Origin of the sequence: Micromonospora sp. NPDC000089 (assembly GCF_042899365.1) — a bacterium.
Classification (GTDB): Bacteria; Actinomycetota; Actinomycetes; order Mycobacteriales; family Micromonosporaceae; genus Micromonospora.
The window spans coordinates 531964-549749 of sequence record NZ_JBIAZT010000002.1 but is presented as its reverse complement, the minus strand read 5'-3'; the positions used below and the strand labels follow the sequence as shown (position 1 = coordinate 549749).

Here is a 17786-nt window from a genome sequence, read left to right as displayed (position 1 = left end):
ACGGGTACGCGGGGGCGTCGCCACCAGCGGCGACGCACGCCCCACCGCCTACCGAGGGGACCACGCATGCCCAGACCCGGTGCCACCCGTGCCGGCATCGCCACCGCCGTCTCGACGCTGCTGCTCCTGACGGCCACCCCCACCACCGTCTCGGCCGCGCCCCGACCCACCCCGGTCGGCAGCACCTCCCGGGACAACCTCGCCGTGACGTACCAGATCAACGCCCGGCACGACGGCAACGCCGGAAACGTGGTCGGCGCCCCGCCGCTGCGCCGGCAGTGGGCACGAGACCTCGGCGGGGGGATCTCGTACCCGGTCATCGCCGGCGGCAAGGTGTTCGTCACCGCCCGGACCGACGACGAGTACGGCACCACCCTGTTCGCCCTGGACGCCGCCACCGGCCGGAACGCCTGGGCGCCGGTCTTCCTCGGCGGCATCTACTGGAGCTCCAGCCTCGCCTACGGCGACGGCCGGGTGTACGCGGTCAACTTCAACGGCCAGCTCACCGCGTTCGACGCCGCCACCGGCCATCGGGTATGGACGGTTTTCCTGCCGGACCACGACCAGGACCCGGTACACGACCAGTACATCTTCACCTCACCGCCGGTCTTCCAGGACGGCGTGGTCTATCTCAGCGGCGGCGGTTACGGCGGCCGGCTGTTCGCGGTGGATGCGGCGACCGGGGCGGTCCGCTGGCAGCAGCCGGTGGAGAGCGGCACCGACAGCTCGCCCGCGGTGACCCCCACCGGCGTCTACGCGGCGTACGGCTGCCAGCGCGCCTACGGCTTCACCCTCGCCGGCACGAAGCGGTGGGAATACAACACCACCTGCACGGGCGGCGGCGGGATGACCCCGGTCGTCGCCGACGGCGCGCTGTGGCTGCGGGACCTGTTCATCACCAAGCCGGTGGCGCTCGACCTGGCCACCGGCGCCGTCCGGCACACCTTCGGCACCGGGTACGAGCGGCTGGCGCCGCCCGCGTTCCTGGGGCGTACCGGCTTCTTCGTCGACGAGACGGTGTTGCAGGCCCGGTCGGCGGCCGACCCGCGGCAGCCGCTGTGGACGTTCACCGGGGACGGCGAGGAGCTGAACGCCCCGATCGTGGTCAACGGGTACGTCTACGTCGGCTCGTTCTCCGGCACGCTGTGGGCGATCGACCCGACGACCGGTAAGGCGGTCTGGTCCACCAAGGCCGGCGCGGCGATCGTCCCGTCGAACGAGAACAAGGGCGGCATCCCGTTGACCGGCATGGCGGCCGGGCAGGGACGGCTGATCGTCCCGGCGGCCAACGTCCTGGTCAGCTTCGGCAAGTGACGACAGCGGTGGGCGGGGACCGGACGGTCCACGCCAGCCGCCTTATCCGCTTCGCGATCCGCTTCGCGATCCGCTTCGCGATTGCACGGTTATCTAGCGTGCTTTACTTGAATCGTCTACTCGGCTAGAATTGTCGCCGTGAAGCGGGCGGATCTGTTGACCAGAATCAGCAAGGCTGCGGCCGATCAGGGCGTTCCGTTCAACCTCGTCCGCGAGGGAGGCAGCCACTCCGTCTTTCGCTTCGGTAGTCAGAACGTCGTCATTCCACGACACCGAGAGATCAACGAACTGACGGCTCGGGGCATACTTCGATCGCTGGGGCTCAAGTAAGGGGGAGCGATGACGACTTACACCGTGACGTGCACTCGCTCGGGTGACTGGTGGGCAATCAGGGTTGACGAGCTCGCGGGGGTCTTCTCACAGGCCCGGCGACTCGATCAAGTCGAGGCTATGGCGCGTGAGGCCATCGCCCTCATGCTCGACATCGCACCCGACAGCTTCGATGTCGTCGTCCACCCGGAAGTCCCGGGGGAGGTCGCCAGGGCGCGGCAGGCGCGGACCGAACTGCGGCAGGCCGAGCGGTCCGCCGAAGAAGCCACCCGACTGGCGGCCAGAGCCCTGCTGAGTGAGGGATACACCGTGCGTGATGCCGGCGAGCTACTCGGCATCTCGCCCCAACGGGTCTCGCAGATCACCCGCGACGCTCGGGAGGGCCGCCGCCGGCCAGCTGCGTAGGGCTCGTCATCGAACCAGCTTGGGCAGGCATCGGCCGGCCTGCACCAGGCGTTGGCCGGGACCGGCACGCCTGGCGCAGTTCCTGTCGCTGGCCTGGTGCTGGATGAACCCGACGAGGTGCACCCCTGATCCGGGACGGATCGTGCCCTGAGTCAGGGCGTCGTCGGCCACGGCGGCGGTCACATCCGCTGGACGTAGCGGGCTCGCCACTGCGGCGACGGGTCCGCACCCAGGGCCGTCCAGTACTCCCGGCCGTGCCGGACCCTCCCGTCGTGCACCGTCCAGAACGACACGGCCCGATGTATCCCCATGGCGTCGTGCGGAACCTCCACCTCGGACACCACCTGCTCACCGGCCGCCACGACCCGGAGCACGTTGATCGCCCATCCCTGCGAATATTCCGCGTTGACCGCGATGTAGTTCTCCCGGCCCACGATCCGCTCGGCGCTGACCGGCCACTCCACCACCAGGTCCTCGGCGAGCAACTCGCCGAGCCCCGCCCAGTCCCGAGCGTGCATGCGATCCCACAGCTGTTGAACGACCTCCGTCGGCTCCATGGGGGCATCCTGGCAACGACCTCTGACAAGATCCAGGGACCATTACGGTGGGACACCATGTCTGCCCGAGGAACCGCCGGCCCCGTGTCGGCGGCGCCGGCGGTCGAGCGGCTGGAGCTCGGACGGGACGAGCTGTGGCTCACCCAGACAACGGCTCGCACCGAGCACGGCGGCATTCCGGTGGGGGCGCTCCTGCCGGCGGGCTTCGACGCGTACCTACGGCTGTTTCATCCGTTCGAGGACACCGGCGGTGGGTCCGGCCGGACGACCTGGCGTGCGCTGGCCGGCCTGGCCGGGGTCTCCGATGGGGTGGGGTCGAGGTTGAGCAACTCCAGGCCGGTGACGGGCTGGAAGCCGACCTCGGCGTAGAGGCGCAGCGCCGAGTGGTTGTCGCTCTCGGTCTGCAGTGACACCCGAAGCGCGCCGGCGGCCCGGGCGGCCTCGATGGTGTGCCGCAGGAGGGCGTTCGCGACACCGGCACGGCGGTGGCGCGGGGCCACGTAGAGGTCGCGGATGGACCAGGCGGTGCCCAGCATGAGCGACGCCGGCATGACCACGACGGTGACGAAGCCGCACACCTCGTCGGCTCGGACGGCCGCCGCGGCGGTGAGCCGGTGCTGCGCGAGCTGGTCACCGAGCCAGGTTCGGGTACGCGCGGGGGACGTCGGGAGGCCGTAGTGCACCCGATAGTCGTCGAACAGGGCCGCCACCCGATCGAGAAGCGGGTGAGCGGGAGTCATGGGCACGATCGTCGTCACGCCGCAAGTGTGACCGACGGGTCAGGATAGCCTGCGGCATGCGCTTCGACACGGCTCCCGAACCGATCACTGGCGTCATCTTCGACTTTCACGGCACCCTTGTTCACGGTGGCGACGCCGGTCGCTGGATCGACGCGGCCCTTCGGCGGGTGGCCGAGGACGGAGGCACAGAGCCGGACCTGAGCGCAGGCTGGATCGCGGGTCTCCGTGAGCACCTCGACCAGATCTGGCAGCACGCTCACACGATCGATCCCGGCAGCGAGCGCGATCTCAGCCAGGATCGGCATCGGGACGTCTTCAGCAGAACGGTCGCCCGGTATCCCGGCAGCAGAGCCGATCTGATCGCTGCGCTGTACGAGGTGATGCCGGATCAGTGGGCGCCGTTCGCCGACACCGTGCCTGTCCTTCGTGAGTTGAGGTCGCGTGGGGTCAGGATCGTGGTGCTGTCCAACATCGGGCTCGACATCCGTCCCCTGCTGGATCGGATCGGGGTAGGAGCTCTCGTCGACGGTGTCGTGCTGTCCTTCGAGGTGGGCATGGTGAAACCCGACCCGGCGATCTTCACCCACACATTGAAGCTGCTTGACGTACCGGCCAGCAGCGCGTTGATGGTCGGCGACAGCCCCCGGGACGACGTCGGCGGGGCCTCTCTCGGCATTCGAACGTTGATCCTGCCCCGCACGGACGGTCCCGTGCACGGGCTGGGATCGGTTCTGCAGCTGGCCGGGAATGGCAGAGTCCCCGGGCCGCCGCGCTGAGGCCCACGTCATCGAGCCACGGGTAGGTGCAGGGCTCAGATCGGTCGGATCTGGTCCGCCAGAGCGCGCAGCTCCGCCTCCGGGATCGCCCGCGGGTCGGTTACCACGTCGACCGCGACGCCGGATTCGACCAGCCAGAAGGCCTGCCCGTCACCGATCAGGCCGGCGCTTCCGTTGGGCTGGTACTGCTCCAGTGCCCAGCCCCGCGGATCGCGCTCGTGGTACTCGGCGAGGAAGTCGCGCAGCTCATCGAGGTTGGCCAGGCGGTCGCCGCGGAGCACGTGCACCCGTAGGTCGACCCGGTACCCGTCGTCGACCTGGCGCTCCCAGACCCGGCTGGCGAACCGGACGTCCTCCCACTCGGTGGCGAAGTCCGACACCTGCTCCCCGATGCCCGGCGGCAGATACCCGATCCGGAAACCGTCCAGCTCGCCACCGTCGCGCGGCTCGGGCCGCTCGTCATCGCGCGGCCTCGATGGCGGCCTCGACCTTGTCGAGGTAGTTGAACCACCACTCGCCATCGGTCTTTGGCTTGGCCGACAGCAGATGGGCTGTCACCACGAACGCGAGCACCACGACGGACGAGGCGGGAAGCGTGCCGGGAAGCGGCCGACCGGCGACGACCGCGGCCAGGAAGCCAGCCGTCTCCGCACTGGTGACCGTCGCCCAGCTCTCCATCTCGGCGATCTCGGTCGCCAGCGACTGAACCTGGGAGTCCGACGGGCGCCCGTCGAACAGATCGACCAGGGCGAAGCCGCACACGGCGACGAGCAGTTCCACGGCGGCGCGGCGTGCCTGCTCGTCGGGGAACGCGCGCAGGGCGACCTCGAATGCCGCCGGATCGTTCTTCACCGCAGGATGCAGCGCGTCGCGCACCAACTGCTCGACCCGATCATCGATCTTCAACTGAGCCTCCCTTGTGCGTCCGTTCGGCCTTCCACGCCTTGAAGGAACTCCAAGTAGCCACCGCCCCGAGCGCCACTCCCACGATGGCCTTCGGCCAGGCCGGAAGGAACTCGGCCACGCTCGCCCAGGCGGTGGTGGCGGCAGTGCCGCCGAGCGCGATGCCCTCTGCGGTCACCGTCCCACGCTTCGTCGGGGGCGGCGCCTCCGCCGCCTCGCGCCGTCGTGCCGTGCGTCGATCCGTTACTGCCGCCGATTCGTCGCCGGAACGCGGTCCCGGGATGGCGCGCCGCAGGATAACGGGTGGCTGGCGGGTTGCGCTGCCAGCACCCGTGCTCAGTTTCCCAGGGCCTGGACCTTGGCGATCGTCTCCTGGACGTGCTGCTTGGCCGGCTCGCCGCCCTGCACGGCCTGGGTCAGCGCCTGCCGGTAGGCGTCGATCACGCCGATCAGCGGGCCGGCCGCCGCGCCTTCCAGCGCCCCGGCGACCAGCGTCCGGGCCTCGGCCGCGTCCTGCGCCGCCGCCGCCGTCTTGGCCTTCGCCTCGTCGAGCTTCTGTGCCGCTGCCGCCAGCCGCGCGATGATCTGCGCTGCGCTCACGAACCCTCCCCCAGGTCGCCCGCGTCGGTCGGCCACGCCGCCGCACCGGCGTCAACCACAAGGGAGCGTACGAGATCCGCGCACCCATGGCGACCGTCCGACAACCGACGGAGCCGGCTACCGCTCGGCGACGAACACGCCGAGACCGTGGACGCCCTGGACCCACCCTTGCGTCTGCAGCACGAGGATCGCCTGCCGGACCACAGTGGCGGACACGCCGTGCTGGTCCTTGAGCTGTGCTGTCGACGGCAACTGGTCGCCCGGCGCCAGTTCGCCGGACTCGATCTGACTCCGGATCTGGTCCGCGAGCTGTTCCCACTTCGGTTTGACGGGCATGTGTACTCCCAGGTCTGCCCCATCATTCGATCACGAGTGACTAGTAGTGACAAGTAACGTGATGCCGCCCTTGCTTTCCGTGACTAGTCGTGTAAAGCTCAAATCGGCCGGCTCCCCCAGGTCTGCAAACCACGGAGCTGGTCGTTCCCACCGCACAGAGCGCCCGGCTGGCCGACTCCCCCTCGGCCCGCCGGGCGTGCCCGGGGCCCGCCCGCACGCGGCTCCCGCACGCACAACCACACACGGCAGCCAGGAGACCCGACCGACGGGAGACCGCCCGTGCACCACGACCACCCGATCGCCTCCGCACAGGACATCGAGGACGCCGACGACGTGCTCTTCGCCCATCCCGCCCGCCGGGTCACCCGGTGGCGGTGCGACTGCGGCGATGACTACCCCTGCCCCGAGGTCCGCTTCGCGCTGCTGGTCAAGCACGCCCGGGTCGGCGTCCGCGACGACGGGCCGGCCGGGTGAACGGCGACGAGCTGCGGGCGTACGCGGCGCGTTGGGTCGCCGACGCGCGGCGGACGATCGCGGCGCACGCCACCGAGGCGTACACCGGGGTGTGTCGGGGGTGCGGGCGGGTCGGGCCGTGCGACGAGCAGCGCGCGGCGCGGGCCCGGTTGGCGCACTGGGTCCGGCGGGCGGCGGCCGTTCAGCGCAGGAAGCGGACCAACAGCAGGCTGGCGCAGTACGCGGTGGGCACCAGCGCGACGCAGACGACGAAGCCCAGCGGCACGAACCGGGGCGGGTCCGCCGTCGCCAACGCGGGCCGGCCCCAGCGGCCGAGGATGACCCAGCCGGCGCCGAACGACAGCACCGGCAGCCCGGCGCAGATCCAGGCGCCCAGGGTGAAGCCGCTGACCAGCCCCACCCCGGAGGCGACCACCAGCACCAGCATGAACAGCACACCCACCGCCGCGCAGGCCACGTAGACGGCGACCGCCCGGGCGGCCGGCGACCAGGTGGGCAGCAGCTCCGGCGCGCGGCCGAGCGCCTCGGCCGCCTCGGTGTGCCGGTCCACCTCGTCGGCGAGCCGGTGCGCCTGCGCCAGCACGGCGTCCGGGTCGTCGTCGTTCCCGCCGACCGGCGGCGGGTCGGGCACGGCGGGCGCCGCGATGGCCTGGCCGAGCCGGTCGAGGCGCTGCCCCTGGGCAGCGAGCCGGTGACCCAGCTGGTCGGCGGCGGTGTGCAGGCGTCGCCGCCGGTCCGCCTCGGCGGCGGCGCCCCGCTCGCCCTCGCGCACCTGGACGGAGAGCTGGCGCACCGCGGCCGCGTACTCGTCGAAGCTGGGCACTCAGCGGTCCTCCTGGTCGGGCCGGAAGCCGGGCCGGGTGTACGGGACGATCAGCGCGGTGCGCTGCGCGTGCCGGTCCACCAGCAGCGCCCGGTCGGCGCGCGGGGTGTGGGCGAGGTCGTGCACCCCGAGGTACAGGCCCAGGTCGGCGGCCGGCACGTTCAGCGCGACCAGGCAGCCGACGTCGTCCCGGTTCTGCGAGCCGCCCAGGTCGTCGGCGAGCCGGCGCAGCCCGCGCCACCAGCCGAGCAGGTGCACCCCCCGGCCGGGGCCGTCGCGCAGCAGCGCGCGCAGGTCGTCGTGGCCGGATCGGTACGTCTGCGGGTCGGTGCCGGCGAGGGCCGGCGCGGCGGCGTCCATCCCGAACACCACCAGGTACGTCCGGCCGGCGGGGGCGTCGGCGGTCGCGGCCGACGCGAGCCGGTCGCGCAGCCCCGCCGCGTCGACCAGCTCGACCGGGTGGCCGGCCGCCTTGATCCCGGCGGCGGTGTCGTCGGCCAGCTCGGTGGCGGCCTCCACCAGCGGCGCCAGCACGAACTGCGCCTCGCCCGGGCCGTGCTGGCGGGCCAGGCTCAACGCGGCGGCGCGCAGCACGTGCGCCGCGGCCACCGAGGTGCCGACCACGCCCAGGTGCCGGCCGGGGGTGGCGTCCAGGGTGAACCGGGCCGGGCTGCCGGCCACGTCGACCGTCCGGCCGACGAGCGCCGTCGGGCGCCCGCCGGAGGGCAGCTCGGGCAGGTCCTCCAGGTGCGCGGTGGCGTACCCGCGGAAGACCGCCGGTGGCGGCCAGTCGTCGGGGGCGGCGTCCCACAGCTCGTAGCGCAGCCGGGCGATCTGCCGGGCGTCGGCGTGCGCGTCGGGGAACCGGACCAGGGTGTCCGCCCCGGCCGCGCCGGCGGCGGTGTTCAGCACGGCGGTGCCGGGCGCGGTGGCCTCGGCGCCGGGCACCCGGGGGCCCAGCACGGCCGTCCCGCCGGGCAGCGCCACCCGCAGCGCGAACTGCCCGAACAGCGACTCGGCCCGGCCGTAGAGCGCCTCCACCCCGTGCGTGCTCTGGCTGGCCAGCACCAGGTGCAGGCCGTACGAGCGACCCTTGCGGGCCAGGTCCTCCAGCAGGTCGACGGCGTCGCGGGCCAGCCGGTCGTTGCCGGCCAGCAGCACCTGGAACTCGTCGATCACCGCGACGATCCGGGGCACCCCCGCCGACGCGGGCAGGTCGGCGAGCTTGCTGACCCCGTGCCGCTTCAGCTCCTCGGCCCGGGCGCCCAGCTCCCGCCGCAGGTCGCGCAGCACGGCCAAGCCGTACTCGCGGTCGGACTCCACGCCGACCACCCGGGCGTGCGGCAGGAACGACGGGTCCCGCTCGGTGGGGGTGAACTCGGTGAAGCTGACGCCCTCCTTGAAGTCGAGCAGGTACAGCCGCAGCTCGGCGGGCGCGTACCGGGCGGCCAGCCCGTAGAGCACGTCCACCAGGAAGACCGTCTTGCCGGCGCCGGTGCGCCCGCCGACCAGCCAGTGCGGGGTGGCGTCGTCGAAGGCGAGGGTCACCGGGGCCCGGCCGGCGCGGCCGACCACCGTGCGCAGCCCGGGCCGCGCGGACTCCGTCCACCGCCGCGGCGGCAGCAGGTCCGCGACGTGCAGCGCCTCTTCGCGCCGCACGGCCGCGCCCAGTCGCTCGGCGAGCGCGCGTACGGCCGACGCGGGCGGGTCGCCGTCGAGCAGCACCGGTACGGCCAGCCCGGCGCCGTCCGGGCCGTACGTCCGGCCGGGCGGGTCGCCGACCCAGGCGTACCGCTCGTCGAGCCGCAGCGTGGTGGTGGCGCCCAGCGGTGGCGGTGTCAGGCCGGGCTGGGCGGTGAGGTCGCCGGCGAGCAGCACGCAGACCGCGGCGGTCGGCCCGGCGTGGGTGAGCGCGGCGAGCCGGGCGAGCTGCCGGGAGCCGGGCAGCGAGGCGACCACCACCACCAGCAGCTCGGTGTCGTCCCGGTCGCCGTGCTGGGCGGCGCGGGCGTGCGCCTCGGCCGCGTCGAGCAGCGCGTCGGTCTCGGCCTCGGTGACCGCGGCGGGGCCGAGCACGCCGGCCTCGCGCAGCGGTCGCAGCGGCAGGAAGGTGGCGCCCAGCGCCGCCGGGTCCACCCCGACCACCCGGATCGCGCCCGGCGCGGCGGTGGCCAGCAGCCGCAGCACCAGCAGCCGCAGCAGCACGGCGACCCGGGGGTCGCGGGCGTCCGCACCGATCGCCAGGTGGCCGCCGGCGCCCAGCGGCAGCAGCAGCGGAAACCGCCCGTCGGCGGTGGTGGCCTCGCCGATCCGGACCGCCGCCGGCCCGACACCCGGGCCGGGCGCACGGGTGGGGGCGGCCAGCCCGTCGGCCAGCCGGTTCAGCCGAGCGATCAGGTCGACAGTGCGTTCCGGGACAGGTTCGCCGGCCAGCCGGTCGAGCAGGACGCGGGCCCGCTCCCACCGCTCCCGGGCCTGCCGGTGCAGCCCGACCGCCTGCTGGTACGCCGACGCGAGCCTGCCCACCTTGTGCTCCCCATCGCCGTCCGATCGATCGGAGGGAACCCTAACCGTTACGGCGGCCGGCGCGCACCCGGCCATCGGCGGTCACCGTTGGCCGGATGTTCACCCGCCGGTCGCGGGCCCGGCCGGACGGCGTTCCCCCGGCCCGGCTTGCCTGACGGCGTACGACAACGATGACCATCAGGAAGGTGCCCACGTGACCTCCTCCCCCACGTCCCGCCGTAACGTGCTGCGCGGTGGCGCGGCCGCCGGCCTCGGCATCGTCGTCGCCGGCAACCTCGAGGCGATCGCCGGTCCGGCCGCGGCGCGGGCCGCCGTGCGCCCGGCCGTCGGCTACGGCGAGCTGGTGCCGGACCCGGCCGGCCTGCTCGCCCTGCCGCCCGGCTTCTCCTACACGATCGTGGCCCAGGCCGGCGTGACGAAGCTGGAGACCGGTCAGCCCACCCCCAGCGACGCCGACGGCACCGGCTGCTTCCGGTCCCGCACCGGCTCGGTACTGGTCAACAACCACGAGATCGGCGGCGGCGAGCCGCACGGCGTGCCCGCGATGGCCGGCCTCACCTACGACCCGGGCGCCCGCGGCGGCACCACCACCATCGAGGTGGACGGCGCGGGCCGGCGGCTGCGCGAGTACGTGAGCGTGGCCGGCACGCACAACAACTGCGCGGGTGGCATCACCCCGTGGGGCACCTGGCTGACCTGCGAGGAGACCGAGCAGCGGGCCGGCGGGGTGTTCCTCAAGGACCACGGGTACGTGTTCGAGGTCGACCCGCACGACCAGGAGCAGAACCTCGACCCGGTGCCGCTGAAGTTCCTCGGCCGGTACGCCCACGAGGCGGTGGCGGTCAACCCGTACACCCACTCGATCCTCCTCACCGAGGACGCCGGCGGCCCGAACGGCCTGTACTACCGGTGGACCCCGCCGCGCGGCTTCCGGGGCGGCAAGGGCGCGCTGCGCGCGCTGGCCACCCGCCCGGACGGCGACACCGCCGGTGAGCTGCAGGCGATGAGCTGCTTCCACGGCAGCACGCACATCACCGACCTGTCCGAGGCCACCCGGCCGGGCACCCGCTACAAGGTGGAGTGGGTGGACGTGCCGGATCGGGACGCGAAGACGGTCTCGGTGCGCAAGCAGTTCACCGATGAGCAGGTCACCCGCAGCCGCAAGCTGGAGGGCGCCTGGTGGGCCGACGGCGGCGCGTACTTCGTCGCCAGCTTCGCGCGGCACGCCGACGGCAGCGTCAACGAGCACGACGGTCAGGTCTGGTTCTACGACCCGCGCTCGGAGTCGGTCACGCTGAAGACCATCTTCGGGGTGAACCCGGACCCGGCGGTGGAGGGCAACTACGACGGCCCGGACAACATCACCGTCTCGCCGTACGGCGGGGTGATCCTGGCCGAGGACGGCGAGGGCCTGTCCCACCTGGTCGGCGTGACCGAGCAGGGCAAGGCGTACCCGTTGGCCCGCAACGAGCTCAACGACAGCGAGTTCACCGGCCCGACGTTCAGCGCGGACGGGCGGATCCTGTTCGCCAACATCCAGACCCCGGGCTACGTGTTCGCGATCACCGGCCCGTGGGGTCGCGCGAGCAACGCCCACCCCTCGTCCCACCGGTCCTGATCCACACCGACGGCCGGTGACCCCTCCCCGGGTCGCCGGCCGTCGGCGTCGACTCAGCGGGGCCGGCAGGACGGGTCGGCCGGGCCGTCGGCGGCGCCGCAGTGGAACACCTCGACCGGCTCCGCGGCGACGTCGGGCACCTGCGCCACCCGCAGCAGCGAGATCCGCTTCGCCACCGGTTCGCCGGAGTCCGGGGCGTACCGGACCAGACCGGCGACGCCCGGGTAGCCGCCGGCGGCGTTCTGCCGCAGCACCTCGGCGTGCACCCCGACCGGGTTGACCGAGCGGGGCTCCCACTGCCGGCCGGTGTCGGCGTGCCGCAGTCGTGCCGCCAGGCTCTCCAGGGCCCGCACCATCATCATCGCGGCGTCGTAGGCGAGGCTGACCCGCTCCCCCACCGGTGGGCCGGAGCCGTCGCGGCAGCGCGGCGGGTCCAGCAGGTCGTCGGCGCCGACCCAGGTGAGGAAGGTGCCGCGGGCGTCGTCCCGGCGGGCCTGGGCGGCGCGCAGCGCGCCGCAGGTGCCCAGGGCGGCCTTCGACACGTACGTCACCGGCAGGTTGCCCGGCGCGCTGGCCCGCAGTCCCGGATTGGCCATGTACCGGTTCACCGAGTCGTCGGCCACCAGGTGCCGGGGCGGGTCGGCGCCGCACTCCTTGAGCGCCCGCAGGAAGCCGTCGAACTCCGACCAGCGGCCGGCGAACAGCAGCATCCCGCGGTAGCCGCACTCCTGGGTGAGCCGTCGCCCGGTACGCCACTCGTCCACCCGGGTCAGCCGGGACCCGAACCGCTGCCGCAGGTCGTCGACCAGGGTCGCCACGTAGAGGTCGTCGGCGAGCGAGCTGTCCTCGCCAGTGGTCCAGTAGACGTGCGTCTCGGTCACCCTGAGCACCCGCGCGTACTCGTCGAACATCCGCGCCTGGTCCCGGTTGGGGGCGGAGATCTGCAGGTAGAGGCTGGAGTTCTCGTCCATCCGGTCGGCCGACAGGGTGGGCGCGAGCACCGGCAGGCCGACCCGGTTCAGCTCGCGCAGCGCGGCGGCGGTGGTGGAGCGGCTCTCCACCAGCCCCACCACCCCGAGCACGGTCGGGTCGTCCCGGGCCAGCTCCTCCAGCAGGTCCACCGCCGGCCCGGCGTGGCGCATCTGCCGGCCGCCGTTGGCGACCACGATGCGCAGCAGCGCCGCGCCGTCGGCTGCCGCGGACTCCTTGAGCAGGGCGTACTGGGCGGTTGCCATGCCCTCCAGCTCCTCCCGCTCGGAGACGTACGACTCCTCGTCCGCGCGGGTCCGGTTGCCGGTCAGGGTGCCCAGGTAGACCAGGGTGAGGTAGGGCCGGCGGTGCTGGCTGCGGCGCCAGACCTCCTCGGCGGCCCGGTTCTGCGCGAAGATCCGTCGTTGCACCGCGCGCAACCGGTCCTGCCCGGGGTCGTCGTTGAAGACCTGCCCCGCGCTGTCGCTGTAGCCGACGCACTCGCCGGCCACCAGGCGCACCGCCACCCGCCCGGTCGGGACGGGATGGCAGGACAGCGTCCACCGGTCGTCGGCCCACGCGCCGAGCGCCACCAGCAGCGCCAGCGCCACCGCCGCCGGCAGGAAACGCCGTGACCACCATGGCGGGTCGGGGGCCACCAGCGCCCTGGGGGCCACCCCCGTCGGGGGTACGGCGCCCGCGCCGTCCAGCCCGAGCACGAGCAGCCAGGCCGCCGGGCGGCGCAGCCGCCGGGTCTCCGGCAACGCCTCGGCCCACTCCTGGTACGCCTCGTCGGCCTCGCGCAGCGGCCGGGGCGCGGGCAGCTCCGGCGGCGGTTCGGTGGCGACCGCCACGACCAGCAGCGGGTCGTTGCGGCCGGTCTCGTTGCGCACGTCGGTGAGCAGCCGGACCAGGGTGTGCCCGACCCCGCCGACGGTCACCCCGTCGAGCAGCAGCACCGGGTAGGCGGTGCGCCGCCAGTCGCCCGGCCGCCAGAACCGCCTGCGGTACGCCTGCCGCAGGTCCTCCAGGAAGGCGTGCAGCAGCAGCTTGTCCACCTGGGCCGGTTGCTCGCCGTCGCGCCAGCCGGCGGTGAGCCGCTCGGCGAAGCCGAGGAAGGTCACCGACTGCCGGGGCGCCAGGTACTGCTGCCGCATGAACCAGCGGTACTGCCGGCCGACGAGCGGGACCCGGCCGGAGACGGCGATCCGGAACACCACGCTGGGCACGGCGCGGCGCAGCAGCCAGAGCAGCACCTGCAGGGCGGTGCCGAGCCCCGACTCCCCGCTGACCTGGGGTTCCTCGGTGGAGCGACGGCCGCGCCAGTCGCGCAGCCGGCGGAGCAGGGCGCCCCGGCCGCTGTCCGCGGCGTCGACGCCGACGGTGAGGGTCTGGTGCATCAGCCAGTCGGCCAGCGGGTAGTGCCGGAACCGCAGCCGGGCGGTGCCGAACGCCTCCAGGGAGAGCTGCCGGTGCAGTTCGCGCACGGCGGCCGGGATGTCGGCCACCGCGTCCGGGGCGGCCAGGTCAAGCACCGCGTGCGGCACCCGACGGCCGCTGCCCTGGCCGACGAAGCGGCGCAGCAGCGTGCCCACGCCGTCCGCCCCGGGCGGGCGCACCAGCCACAGCAGCGGCAGTCGCCGGTCGCCGCGACGGGGTCGGGACAGCAGCCGGGCCAGCAGGGTGAGCTTCTCCAGGATGCCGGCGGGAAGCCGATCGGGGGTGGGACGGGGTCGCTGCCGGGTCGCCGGTTCTCTCATCGCCGCCTCCGTCGGATCCGGTGGGGCAATTGTCATCCATGGATGCAAGGCGGCCGGCGGTCCACGGGGGACCGCCGGCCGCCGGGAGGGGCGAGGATCAGCCGATCGCCGCGGTCAGCGCCGGCAGGTAGCCGTACCGGTAGCCGTCCGCGTCCGGGTGGTACGCCTCGATGACGCCCGTGACGTCGCGGATCCACGGGTCGGCGGCGCAGACGCCGTGCCCGGTGAACGGCGGCCGGACATCGACGAAGGTGGCGCCGGCGGCGCCGGCCCGACCGGCGGTGACCGAGGCGAGCAGGTCGGCCGCCTGGTTGAGGATGGTGCGCTTGTAGCTGCTCATCGCGAGCAGCCCGCAGTAGTTCGTCTCGAACAGCCGCGGGTAGCCGAGCACTACCAGCCGGGCGTTGGGCGCCCGGCCACGGATCGCCGCGTAGGTGGCGTCGAGCCGGCCCGGCAGGGTCGACGTGGCGAAGCTCTTCGCCCCGGCGACCGCGTTCTCACAGCTGCTGGTGCTGCCGAACCGGCAGCTGGTGATCACGTCGACGAAGCCCGCGTCGTTCCCGCCGATGGTGATCGTGACCAGCGTGGTGCTGGCGCTGAGCGAGTTCACCTGGCTGTTGATCACGTCGGAGGTGACCGCGCCGCCGCAGGCGGGGAACTTGAAGCTGGTCACCGCGTGGGCGGCGGCCCAGAGCGGGGCGTACGACTTCTGGCTGCGGAAGCAGGTGGACAGGTCGTACGGCCCGGCGCCGACGCCGGAGGAGTACGAGTCGCCGAGGGCGACATAGTTGACGGTGGCGGCCTGGGCGACGCCGGGGACGAGCACGGCGCCGGTGAGGGCGGTGAGCAGGGCGACCAGCGCGGTGACGGCGCGGGTCAGGGCGCGACGAGGCATGCGGGACCTCCACGGTGCAGGGGTGGTGGGATCCTCGTGACCGCGCGCGTGGCCAGGGGTTGTTACTAGTCGGTAATGCTATCGAAACATCTGGATAAAGTGAACAGCCCGCGGCCGGGCAACGGGGCAACCACGTTCACAACCGTCGATTAGGTTGGTGGGGCGAATATCCCGACGAAGGGAGTCCACCTCGTGCGACGCGTGCTCACGGCGGCCATCGCCGCCCTGACCGTCACCACCGCCGGCACCCTGATGACCGGCGCCCCCGGCCAGGCCGCCCCACCGGGCGCGCGGCGGCCGGTCCCGGTCGCGGCCACCCCCACCTGGGGCAGCCCCGGCCTGGGCGACCCCTACTTCCCCGACTACGGCAACGGCGGGTACGACGTCGACCACTACGACGTCCGGCTGCGCTACGAGCCCGCCACCGACCGGCTCACCGGCACCACCACCATCCTGGCCCGGGCCACTCAGGACCTGAGCCGGTTCAACCTGGACTTCCTGCTCGGCGTCGAGTCGGTGCGGGTCAACGGCTGGTCGGCGAGCTTCACCCGGCAGGGCGCGCACGAGCTGGTGATCAACGCGCCGCGGGCCATCACCAAGGGCCAGCAGCTCACCGTCGTGGTGACGTACGCGGGCGTGCCCTCGGAGACGCTGGTCGATGGCTACACCGGCTGGACCCGCACCGCGGACGGCGCGCTCGCCGTGAACGAGCCCGAGTCGGCCTGGTGGTGGTTCCCGTCCAACGACCACCCGCTGGACAAGGCCACCTTCGACGTCTCGGTCTCGGTGCCCACCGGCGTCGAGGTGATCAGCAACGGCGTCCAGCCGCGCCCCCAGGTGGCCGAGCCGGGCAACCGGACCAGATGGAGCTGGCGCAGCACCAAGCCGGGCGCCACCTACCAGGCGTTCATGGCCATCGGGCAGTACGACATCGTCACCGACACCGCCCCGAACGGGCAGCCGGTGATCAACGCGTACAGCACCACGCTCGGCGACCGGGAAGGTGCCGCGCGGGCCAGCATCGAGCGCACCGCCGAGGTGGTCGACTGGGAGAGCGGCGTCTTCGGGCCGTACCCGTTCGAGGCACAGGGCGGCGTGGCCGGGCCGATCGACGGCGTCGGCTTCGCGCTGGAGACCCAGACCCGACCGGTGTACGGCCCGGGCTTCTGGCGGCGCGGCTCGAACCCGTACGTGATCGTGCACGAGAACGCCCACCAGTGGTTCGGCGACTCGGTCTCGGTCGCCGACTGGAGCAACATCTGGCTCAACGAGGGCTTCGCCTCGTACGCCGAGTGGCTCTGGTCGGAGCAGCAGGGCGAGGGCACCGCACAGGAGTGGTTCGACTTCACCTACGCCGGCTACCCGAAGGACGACCCGTTCTGGCAGGTGAAGCCGGGTGACCCGGGCGCCGCGCGGGTCTTCGACGACGCGGTCTACGACCGGGGCGCGATGGCCCTGCACCAGTTGCGGCTCGCCGTCGGTGACGACGCGTTCTTCCGAATCCTGCCGGCCTGGACCGCCGCGCACCGCTACGGCAACGGCACCATCGCCCAGCTCCAGGCGCTCGCCGAGCAGATCTCCGGGCTGGACCTGGACGGCCTCTTCACCACCTGGCTGTTCACCCCGGGCCGGCCCGAGCTCGCCACGGCGAACCGCGCCGCGTCCGCTCCGCGGCAGCCGAAGTCGTGGGCGAAGGTCCACGAGGCACACCAGCTGATGCACCGCTGACGCTGGCGCCGGTCGGGCGCCCCGGATCCCGGGGCATCCGACCGGCGCGCCAGCGCGTCAGGTCGCCGGCGTGGTCACCGTGTGCACGGCCGCCCGTTCGGTGGCCGACTCGATCACCCTGATGTGCCGGTACGCGAACCACAGCGGCGGGAACGCCCCGACGGCGAACGACAGGTCCACCAGCGTCCAGAACCACGGGATGTCCCGGATCGGTCCGCAGATCAGTGCGAGCGGAATGATCCCGGCACAGGCGATCATGCCGAGTTGGACGACCCAGACGTTGCGCACCGGGTCCCGCAACGGCCCGTAGAACGCCACCGCGAGCACCAGATGGGCGAAGGCCAGCCAGTCGGTGCCGTAGATCATGAACGGGTACCGCTCCCCCGTCTCGACCAGACCGGTGTGGACGTGCTCGATCCAGCCGGCCAGTGCGGGCAGCTGCCCGGCCAGCGGGTCGAGCACCCGCAGCAGCCAGCGGACCTCGACCTCCAGCGGGAAGGCGGTGACCCCGCTGAGGAAGAGCCCCACCACGACCACCCAGAGCCACCGACGAATCCACCGCAGGCGTTGCTCGATCTCCATCGCCCGAGCGTAACGATGGTCTTCGAGATGTCGGGGCCCCGGAAGCGCCCGGGACGGTCCCGGGATGTGTGTCCTCGCGCACCGGCGGGTCCGGGTCGCGCCCGCCGACGGCCGCCGCCGGGGTCGACCCGCTGCGGGTGGTCGCCCCCGGTCTGCTCGGGCATGGCGGTCGGCTGGCCCCGGGGAGGCGCTCGGCCGGCTCGGGAGGCGCTCGGCCGGGTAGCCCAACACCGCCTACGAACTTGATGTCGTTGACGAATCATTCGGTCACAGCTGGGCTGCGGGCGTAACCGCGCCCTCGCGATTCGTTCGCGACATCAAGTTCGTAGCGTCTCGACGCAGTCCGCTGCGCCACACCGGGGGAATCGCCTGTCCGGAGGCGGGTCGCCTCCGCCACGCCACCCGGAGGCGCCGCTCCGCCGCCCTTCCGCTGCCGCTCCGCGCAGCGAC

At 73.1% G+C, this 17786-nt stretch carries 19 protein-coding genes; 6 read left to right on the top strand and 13 right to left on the bottom strand.

Features of this window, described 5'->3' with window-relative positions:
- Positions 1–66: 66 nt before the first annotated feature.
- Positions 67–1314: a PQQ-binding-like beta-propeller repeat protein gene (locus ACFY3U_RS05980; protein ID WP_387195566.1), complete on the top strand. Its 1248-nt coding sequence runs from the start codon at positions 67–69 to the stop codon at positions 1312–1314.
- Positions 1315–1653: 339 nt separating this feature from the next.
- Complete coding sequence (locus tag ACFY3U_RS05975; RefSeq protein ID WP_387195563.1) at positions 1654–2049, top strand: helix-turn-helix domain-containing protein; 396 nt, start codon at positions 1654–1656, stop codon at positions 2047–2049.
- Between the two features lie 179 nt (positions 2050–2228).
- Here the strand turns inward: ACFY3U_RS05975 and ACFY3U_RS05970 are convergent, their stop codons facing one another.
- Positions 2229–2606, bottom strand: coding sequence for a nuclear transport factor 2 family protein (locus ACFY3U_RS05970; protein WP_387195560.1), 378 nt, complete (start codon positions 2604–2606; stop codon positions 2229–2231).
- Positions 2607–2833: 227 nt separating this feature from the next.
- Positions 2834–3346, bottom strand: coding sequence for a GNAT family N-acetyltransferase (locus ACFY3U_RS05965; protein ID WP_387195557.1), 513 nt, complete (start codon positions 3344–3346; stop codon positions 2834–2836).
- Positions 3347–3402: 56 nt separating this feature from the next.
- Between ACFY3U_RS05965 and ACFY3U_RS05960 the strand changes: the two genes are divergently transcribed.
- Complete coding sequence (locus ACFY3U_RS05960) at positions 3403–4122, top strand: HAD family hydrolase (protein WP_387195554.1); 720 nt, start codon at positions 3403–3405, stop codon at positions 4120–4122.
- Between the two features lie 35 nt (positions 4123–4157).
- On the opposite strand, the gene ACFY3U_RS05955 is transcribed toward ACFY3U_RS05960, so the two are convergent.
- The 5 genes from ACFY3U_RS05955 to ACFY3U_RS05935 form a co-directional block, all read right to left on the bottom strand.
- Complete coding sequence (locus tag ACFY3U_RS05955; protein ID WP_387195551.1) at positions 4158–4502, bottom strand: hypothetical protein; 345 nt, start codon at positions 4500–4502, stop codon at positions 4158–4160.
- A gap of 79 nt (positions 4503–4581) precedes the next feature.
- On the bottom strand, positions 4582–5028 hold the full coding sequence (locus ACFY3U_RS05950; protein WP_387195548.1) for a hypothetical protein: 447 nt from the start codon (positions 5026–5028) through the stop codon (positions 4582–4584).
- Positions 5015–5203 (bottom strand): hypothetical protein, encoded by a 189-nt coding sequence (locus ACFY3U_RS05945; protein WP_387195545.1) that lies wholly within the window; start codon positions 5201–5203, stop codon positions 5015–5017. Before ACFY3U_RS05945 ends, ACFY3U_RS05950 begins: the two co-directional genes overlap by 14 nt.
- A gap of 158 nt (positions 5204–5361) precedes the next feature.
- Positions 5362–5625: a DUF6244 family protein gene (locus tag ACFY3U_RS05940; protein ID WP_387195542.1), complete on the bottom strand. Its 264-nt coding sequence runs from the start codon at positions 5623–5625 to the stop codon at positions 5362–5364.
- A 117-nt stretch (positions 5626–5742) separates the two neighbouring features.
- Positions 5743–5961, bottom strand: coding sequence for a winged helix-turn-helix domain-containing protein (locus ACFY3U_RS05935; RefSeq protein ID WP_387195539.1), 219 nt, complete (start codon positions 5959–5961; stop codon positions 5743–5745).
- 279 nt (positions 5962–6240) lie between these two features.
- Here ACFY3U_RS05935 and ACFY3U_RS05930 point away from each other — a divergent pair, with 279 nt between their 5' ends.
- Positions 6241–6435 carry a hypothetical protein gene (locus ACFY3U_RS05930; RefSeq protein ID WP_387195536.1) on the top strand — a complete coding sequence of 65 codons (195 nt, stop codon included), beginning with the start codon at positions 6241–6243 and terminating at the stop codon, positions 6433–6435.
- 181 nt (positions 6436–6616) lie between these two features.
- Here ACFY3U_RS05930 and ACFY3U_RS05925 read toward each other — a convergent pair whose 3' ends face one another.
- The 3 genes from ACFY3U_RS05925 to ACFY3U_RS05915 are packed head-to-tail and all read right to left on the bottom strand — an operon-like array spanning position 6617 to position 9977.
- A complete protein-coding gene (locus tag ACFY3U_RS05925; RefSeq protein WP_387195533.1) occupies positions 6617–7258 on the bottom strand; it encodes a hypothetical protein in 642 nt (213 codons plus the stop codon).
- Positions 7259–9859, bottom strand: coding sequence for an FtsK/SpoIIIE domain-containing protein (locus ACFY3U_RS05920; protein WP_387195530.1), 2601 nt, complete (start codon positions 9857–9859; stop codon positions 7259–7261). It abuts the gene before it with no gap.
- Positions 9825–9977: a hypothetical protein gene (locus ACFY3U_RS05915; protein WP_387195527.1), complete on the bottom strand. Its 153-nt coding sequence runs from the start codon at positions 9975–9977 to the stop codon at positions 9825–9827. Before ACFY3U_RS05915 ends, ACFY3U_RS05920 begins: the two co-directional genes overlap by 35 nt.
- On the opposite strand from ACFY3U_RS05915, the gene ACFY3U_RS05910 reads away from it, so the two are divergent.
- On the top strand, positions 9978–11402 hold the full coding sequence (locus ACFY3U_RS05910; protein WP_387195524.1) for an alkaline phosphatase PhoX: 1425 nt from the start codon (positions 9978–9980) through the stop codon (positions 11400–11402).
- 53 nt (positions 11403–11455) lie between these two features.
- Here the strand turns inward: ACFY3U_RS05910 and ACFY3U_RS05905 are convergent, their stop codons facing one another.
- Both ACFY3U_RS05905 and ACFY3U_RS05900 read right to left on the bottom strand, forming a co-directional pair.
- Positions 11456–14131 carry a hypothetical protein gene (locus ACFY3U_RS05905; protein WP_387195521.1) on the bottom strand — a complete coding sequence of 892 codons (2676 nt, stop codon included), beginning with the start codon at positions 14129–14131 and terminating at the stop codon, positions 11456–11458.
- Positions 14132–14228: 97 nt separating this feature from the next.
- Positions 14229–15026 (bottom strand): SGNH/GDSL hydrolase family protein, encoded by a 798-nt coding sequence (locus ACFY3U_RS05900; RefSeq protein ID WP_387195518.1) that lies wholly within the window; start codon positions 15024–15026, stop codon positions 14229–14231.
- 192 nt (positions 15027–15218) lie between these two features.
- Here ACFY3U_RS05900 and ACFY3U_RS05895 point away from each other — a divergent pair, with 192 nt between their 5' ends.
- Positions 15219–16754, top strand: a complete 1536-nt coding sequence (locus ACFY3U_RS05895; RefSeq protein ID WP_387195515.1) for a M1 family metallopeptidase — start codon at positions 15219–15221, stop codon at positions 16752–16754.
- Between the two features lie 57 nt (positions 16755–16811).
- Here the strand turns inward: ACFY3U_RS05895 and ACFY3U_RS05890 are convergent, their stop codons facing one another.
- Positions 16812–17336 (bottom strand): hypothetical protein, encoded by a 525-nt coding sequence (locus ACFY3U_RS05890; protein ID WP_387195512.1) that lies wholly within the window; start codon positions 17334–17336, stop codon positions 16812–16814.
- Positions 17337–17786 lie beyond the last annotated feature (450 nt).

Bases quoted from the DNA above. Each gene is read 5' to 3' on its own strand.
- ACFY3U_RS05980 (WP_387195566.1), top strand. From the start codon at position 67: ATGCCCAGACCCGGTGCCACCCGTGCCGGCATCGCCACCGCCGTCTCG.
- ACFY3U_RS05975 (WP_387195563.1), top strand. From the start codon at position 1,654: ATGACGACTTACACCGTGACGTGCACTCGCTCGGGTGACTGGTGGGCA.
- ACFY3U_RS05970 (WP_387195560.1), bottom strand. From the start codon at position 2,606: ATGGAGCCGACGGAGGTCGTTCAACAGCTGTGGGATCGCATGCACGCT.
- ACFY3U_RS05965 (WP_387195557.1), bottom strand. From the start codon at position 3,346: ATGACTCCCGCTCACCCGCTTCTCGATCGGGTGGCGGCCCTGTTCGAC.
- ACFY3U_RS05960 (WP_387195554.1), top strand. From the start codon at position 3,403: ATGCGCTTCGACACGGCTCCCGAACCGATCACTGGCGTCATCTTCGAC.
- ACFY3U_RS05935 (WP_387195539.1), bottom strand. From the start codon at position 5,961: ATGCCCGTCAAACCGAAGTGGGAACAGCTCGCGGACCAGATCCGGAGT.
- ACFY3U_RS05920 (WP_387195530.1), bottom strand. From the start codon at position 9,859: ATGGCCGGGTGCGCGCCGGCCGCCGTAACGGTTAGGGTTCCCTCCGAT.
- ACFY3U_RS05905 (WP_387195521.1), bottom strand. From the start codon at position 14,131: ATGAGAGAACCGGCGACCCGGCAGCGACCCCGTCCCACCCCCGATCGG.
- ACFY3U_RS05900 (WP_387195518.1), bottom strand. From the start codon at position 15,026: ATGCCTCGTCGCGCCCTGACCCGCGCCGTCACCGCGCTGGTCGCCCTG.
- ACFY3U_RS05890 (WP_387195512.1), bottom strand. From the start codon at position 17,336: ATGGAGATCGAGCAACGCCTGCGGTGGATTCGTCGGTGGCTCTGGGTG.